Origin of the sequence: Limosilactobacillus panis DSM 6035, from assembly GCF_001435935.1 — a bacterium.
Taxonomy (GTDB): domain Bacteria; phylum Bacillota; class Bacilli; order Lactobacillales; family Lactobacillaceae; genus Limosilactobacillus; species Limosilactobacillus panis.
The window spans coordinates 1-4,890 of sequence record NZ_AZGM01000081.1 but is presented as its reverse complement, the minus strand read 5'-3'; the positions used below and the strand labels follow the sequence as shown (position 1 = coordinate 4,890).

4 protein-coding genes are annotated in these 4,890 nt (G+C 47.2%); 1 reads left to right on the top strand and 3 read right to left on the bottom strand.

Annotated elements, in window-relative coordinates:
• Positions 1–424: 424 nt before the first annotated feature.
• The 3 genes from FD32_RS05830 to FD32_RS05820 all read right to left on the bottom strand — a co-directional run bounded on the left by FD32_RS05830 (position 425) and on the right by FD32_RS05820 (position 2,715).
• Positions 425–1,837 (bottom strand): DHA2 family efflux MFS transporter permease subunit, encoded by a 1,413-nt coding sequence (locus FD32_RS05830; RefSeq protein WP_047770567.1) that lies wholly within the window; start codon positions 1,835–1,837, stop codon positions 425–427.
• A 126-nt stretch (positions 1,838–1,963) separates the two neighbouring features.
• Positions 1,964–2,206 carry a glutaredoxin family protein gene (locus FD32_RS05825; RefSeq protein WP_202812214.1) on the bottom strand — a complete coding sequence of 81 codons (243 nt, stop codon included), beginning with the start codon at positions 2,204–2,206 and terminating at the stop codon, positions 1,964–1,966.
• Positions 2,207–2,229: 23 nt separating this feature from the next.
• On the bottom strand, positions 2,230–2,715 hold the full coding sequence (locus tag FD32_RS05820; RefSeq protein ID WP_047770571.1) for a nitroreductase family protein: 486 nt from the start codon (positions 2,713–2,715) through the stop codon (positions 2,230–2,232).
• A gap of 250 nt (positions 2,716–2,965) precedes the next feature.
• Here FD32_RS05820 and FD32_RS05815 point away from each other — a divergent pair, with 250 nt between their 5' ends.
• On the top strand, positions 2,966–4,771 hold the full coding sequence (locus tag FD32_RS05815) for an NlpC/P60 family protein (protein ID WP_053003086.1): 1,806 nt from the start codon (positions 2,966–2,968) through the stop codon (positions 4,769–4,771).
• Positions 4,772–4,890 lie beyond the last annotated feature (119 nt).

The following is a 4,890-nucleotide window of genomic DNA, read 5'->3' as shown; positions in this document are numbered from 1 at the left end:
CTACACATTTGATTCGTCGAAACTTTGTTCAGTTTTCAAAGGTCTACCAGTTAGCTGATTAATCAGCTAACTAACATAAATATTATATCATCTAACCATTTAGAAAGTCAAGAACTTTTTTAAGAAGTTTTATTAGCTTTCTAAATTGACCAGCTTATTTATAATATCATCTTACCATCCGTCCGTCAATAACAAATTTAATTTAATTTGTTGCTAACTCACGAGTGCATTAACAATTATAACTACCAGCTCATTTAATGTCAACCAAAAATATGACTTAAATGTCATGTAGTTTTCAAAACCACGTATCAGGTAACTATCCATTGTAAGATTGTGAAAACTAAAAAAGTAGATAACTGTATTTGTAAGACAACAATTACCTATTTTACGTTATTTACTTTTAAATTTCAAGGCCTTTTTTGTTTTATTTCAGATCCGTACTATTAGCCTTATCTTGCATCATAAAGGTCAGCGCTAATCCAATGATAACCAGTACGATTGTGAAGTAAATGCCGTAGTGAACCCCGTTAGTGAAGCGGACTGCTGAGGAGCCACCCCCAGCAGTCCGTCCCAATTCCAAGAAACTTGTAGCCAGCGCCGTAGCCAGGGCACCAACCACCTGCTGCATAGTATTCAGAATCGTACTACCATCTGCTGACTGCATCCCCGGCAACGAGTTCAGTGCACTCGTCTGTGACGGCGACATCGCCAGTGGGCACCCAATCATCAAAATAACGTGGGCTGCAATCACATAGGCAATTGAGGAATGGGCAGAAGAACATGCCAACATCCCCGCACCAACCAGGGCAATGATAAAACCAACCATGGCCGGACGCTTAGCACCGATGTTATCGTACATCCGTCCGGCAACGGCCGATGTCAACGCATTAACCACCCCACCGGGTAGCATAATAATCCCTGTTAAGGCAACTGGAAGCAGCAGGCCGTTTTGAATATACATTGGCAGTAAGTACATTGCTGACAAGATAATCCCAAAGTCGAGCATCACTAGCATGGCCCCAATGGCAAAGGAGCGGTACTTGAATACTCGCAGGTTAAGGATCGGCTCCTCAAGGTGCAATTGCCGGTGAATATATAGAAGTAATACAACAACCCCAATTATAAGAGCACTTAAAACGGGCGCCGATAACCAGCCATCACGGCTTGACAGTGAGGCCCCGATTACCAGACCGGAACAGCCAACTGCTGATTCCAAGATCGACAGGACATCGATGTGTGGCCGGGTAACGTTACCGACGTTTTCCAGCGAAGCAATCGCGAAGAAGAGGGCAATTAATAAGAACGGAATAAATAGCCAGAAAATCCAGTTCCACGAAAGCTTAGCCAAAATCAACCCCGTCAGTGTGGGCCCGATTGCCGGGGCAAACATAATTACCAGGGCACAGACACCCATTACCGCCCCAATCTTTTGCGGTGGGAAGATCTGCATAACGACAGCGAACATCAACGGCAGGATTAAGCCGGTCCCAATTCCTTGAATCATCCGACCGATTAGGACAACCGCAAAGGTACTCCCCATCGCCGAAATTGCTGCCCCGACAATAAAGTCACAGAAGGCAAAGATAATAATTTGCCGTGTCGTGAACCACTTGGACAGGAGGCTGGACAGCGGCAGGATAATCCCAATCACCAGCATGTAACCAGTTACCAACCACTGAATGGTCCCGGTATTAACATGCAGAGCCAACATTAGCTTTGGCAGGGCGATGTTCAATGACGTTTCACTGAACATCCCCACAAATGCGCCAAGCAGCATGCTGACCATTGCCAATTTAGGATGGCGCACATGCTGACGCGCTTGTGGTTTTTTACTCATGGTAAAACACTCCTTAATCAATTCTTTTTTTGCACAGTTGGTTACTGTATCAGAATCGATTTGGCTTCGTAAGTGCTTTTATCTCATTCCTTATTATTTAAACATATATGCTTAATAAAATTAAGCTTAGCTGTTAACGAGGTCCTTAATCTTGTCTGGTCGAAAGCCCGTCCAGCCGACAATGTTACTACCGTTGTCAACCATCACAATCGGGACACTGTAGTAACCGAGGGCGCTCAGGGCCTCAATCGCGGCTGGATCGTCACTAATGTCAATTGTCTGGTACTCCAGCTTAAGCCGGTCCATCAGCTGCTTAGTCATTGTACAACCGGGGCAAAACTTTTTGGTAAATATTCGAATCTGGGCCACCATTCCCCCTCCTTTGATTACTTTTAACGACGAACCAGCTTATAGCGGTGCGTTCGGTCCGGCGTATCAACCTTGCCGGCTGGGTGACCGATTGCAACAATTACCGTTACCGCGTAGCCATCATCGACTCCCAACTCCTTTAATAAGTTGGGATGACCATTCAAGACCTGGGCCCCACTCATCACGTAGACCGACCCAAGATCAAGTGCAGCAGCCTGAACCATCACGTTTTCCGCCGCTGCTGAAGCATCGCGGTCACCAAACGGACTCGTCTTCTTGGCTGAAATCACGAACAGTAACGGTGCCCCATAGCAGGCGTTACTGCTTGCCGTGGCAACTTTCTTCAACAATGCTTCGTCCGTTACCACCGTTGCCTGCATACCCTCAACCTGGTGCATTCCACAGGGTGCAGCCTCGAATGCTGCCACCATTTCCTCAATATCTGGGCCAGCAACTGGTGTTGACGCGTACTTACGGACCGCCCGCCGCTGCAAAATTGGATTTTCCATCATCAAAGGCTCCTTTCCGTACTCACATTACTTTCTATTATAATCGTTTCTTCCTTATTATAGGAAAATAAGTGCCCACCCGCTGTAGATTACCAAACCGCAACGATATTGCAAAAGAGTTACAAAGCGATTGCAAGATGTATCATTCCAATAACAATCCGCCCACGTTTCCCTTTAAAGAGGTCACTTATGCTAGCCTTATAAATGGAAATTATCAACGAACAAATAAAGGAGTCGCGATTTAACGTTTATGGATACTAAGAAACACTACAAGATGTACAAGAGCAACAAGAACTGGTTCTACGCCGCAATCACCACGGTTGCCGTTGCTGTCGGCTTAGTAGCCGGTGGTCACGTTGCGCAAGCAGACACCGTTTCCCCTGACACTATCGCACAAACAACTGCGGTTTCGTCAGCTGCTACCAGTACAGCAACTAGTGCTGCCTCATCCCAACAACAATCAGCTGCTAGCCAAACTAGCGCCGCTGCTCCTGCATGGCAACCAGCCGATGCCAACCTGAATGGCCAACAAGCCCAATCTGCTGCCGACCAAAAGAACTACGGTAACCTGGATAACTTCAGCATTGCTGACGGTAAGTTAACCGTTTCCGGGTGGAACGCTTCTAACCAAGACGCCAACTACCAGGACCACTACCTGATTGTTTACGACCAAACCCAAGGCAAGGAACTGGGTCGGCAGGCAGTTACGAACCTGCAACGTAACGATGTGCAAAAGGTCTATCCTGGTGTATACAATGCCCAATACTCTGGCTTCAACAACACCTTCGACCTTGATATGACCCCATACTTAAATGACAGCCTACAAATCATCAGTCGTTACTCCAATGGTACCAACGGTGAAGCTCAATACTTCGACAAGTGGTTTGGCCCAATCAACTTAGGTAAGGAGCAAAAGGCCAACAGCATTGACAGCGTAAAGCAAACCGCTAACGGCCTGCAAGTTACTGGTTGGATGGCCGATGACGCTTCTGCCACGAAGCCATATGCCTACCTGATTCTCCTCAAGGATGGTAAGGAATTAACCCGGAGCCGGGTCCAACTGACTGACCGGGCCGACGTTGCCAAGGTCAAGGGCACGATTTACAACAGTCTGCACAGTGGCTTTAACACAACATTAAACGTTGACCAGGCTCTTTTGAGTGGCAACCTGCAAATCTTGATGCGCTTCACCGACGATGCTAACGGGAACGGTAATTACAGTGACCAGTACTCCAAGACTTACACCTCCAACACTGGCTACGTTGATGGGTACACATTAAACAACAACACCATCCACTACACCGGTTGGCACGCCGCTACCAACGCTAACGGGATGAACCACCAATTTATCATCGTCCTGGACGCTAATAACCACGAACTTTACCGGACTGAATTGACCGGTAACCAAAAGAACATCAGCCGAAATGACGTTGCTAATGTGTACTCCTGGATTGCCAATGCTAACCAATCTGGCTTCAGCGTTAACATTCCGGTTCAAGCCAACATGCAACATAAGGAAATCCGGATTTTACACCGTTACTCCAGTTCTGCTGACGGAAACAGTCAATACGTTGACTTTACTTCCGGTAACTACTCCATCAACAGTGGTTGGCAAGGTGACTACTACTACGACCCCGTTACCGGTCAAAAGGCAACTGGTCAAAAAGTAATCAACGGTGTTACCTACCAATTCGACGCTAACGGTAAGCTGCAAAGCAAGCAGCAAAACGCCGTTAACCGGGCCCTCTCCATGCATGGTGTCCCTTACGTTTGGGGTGGTAACACGCCAGCTGGTTTTGACTGCTCCGGCTTAGTCCAATGGGCATACGGCCTTAGCGCCCGGACCACTTACCAACAACAGGCACTGGGTGCCCACCATTACGACGTTGCCAACGCCCCACTTGGTGCCCTCCTTTTCTTCGGTTCTGACACCACCCCTGGCCACGTGGCCATCTCGTTGGGGAACGGGACTTACGTTCACGCCCCACAACCGGGTCAAACCGTAACGGTCGCTAGCCAACGTTGGTACGCACCAAGCTTCTACGTTGTTCTGTAATTAAAAAATTTAAGAAAAAGCTGGGAGAAAACGATGTTTTTCTCGCCAGCTTTTTTACTTTCTCCTGATTTATTCATAAAAATACACAAAATACCCATCAAACACATGTTTCACACGTT

Coding starts and splice junctions, on each gene's coding strand:
- FD32_RS05815 (WP_053003086.1), top strand. CDS start 2,966: ATGGATACTAAGAAACACTACAAGATGTACAAGAGCAACAAGAACTGG.
- FD32_RS05820 (WP_047770571.1), bottom strand. CDS start 2,715: ATGGAAAATCCAATTTTGCAGCGGCGGGCGGTCCGTAAGTACGCGTCA.
- FD32_RS05830 (WP_047770567.1), bottom strand. CDS start 1,837: ATGAGTAAAAAACCACAAGCGCGTCAGCATGTGCGCCATCCTAAATTG.